The 736-nt window shown below is 48.6% G+C and carries 1 protein-coding gene; it reads right to left on the bottom strand.

Translation table 11 applies throughout. The features are described from left to right. Window positions 1-736: FAD-dependent oxidoreductase (locus tag R7P74_RS26265; RefSeq protein WP_318123572.1), on the bottom strand; the 736-nt coding region annotated here is incomplete at both ends.

Raw genomic sequence — 736 nt, 5'->3', positions numbered from 1 at the left:
TCGGCAGGCAGTACGTGTTCACTTCCTTCTACAGGTTCTGGGCGACGGCGACCTGCGTCATCAGGCTCGCCTAAAGCAGTTTTGACCACTTTCACGCCTGAAACTTTGCCATACGCATCAACCTCAATACCTAAAGGCTGAAGGTTAAACATGAACTTCACGCCCTCTTCTTTGGCATTTTTCACTTCTCGACGAGAGCCTGGCATGTTTTCTTCATCACGACGGTAGGCACAAATCACGTTAGATGCGCCTTGACGGATCGAAGTTCGCACGCAGTCCATCGCGGTATCACCACCACCAAGCACTACGACTTTTTTGCCAGCCATATCGATAAACGGTTGGTTATGTTCTAGCTCCATAACCTTATAGGTATTGGAAATCAAAAATGGTAGGGCGTCATAAACGCCCGGCGCGTCTTCATTTTCCAAACTGGCGCGCATGTATTTGTATGTGCCCACACCTAAGAAAACCGCATCGTATTCATCAAGCAGTTCTTGCATCTGCACATCTTGGCCGACTTCCACATTCATGCGGAACTCAACGCCCATTTCGGTAAATACCCGACGACGATTTTCCATGACCCCTTTTTCCAATTTGAAAGAAGGAATACCAAAGGTTAGTAGGCCACCAATCTCTGGGTAACGGTCAAACACCACAGGTTTTACACCGTTGCGAACTAAGATGTCTGCTGCTGCCAGACCAGCAGGGCCAGCGCCGATGATTGCCACCTTTTTAT

This window comes from Vibrio sp. 2033, assembly GCF_033339735.1.
The sequence above is the reverse complement of the archived record's forward strand: the minus strand, read 5'-3'. Positions and strand labels throughout refer to the sequence as shown.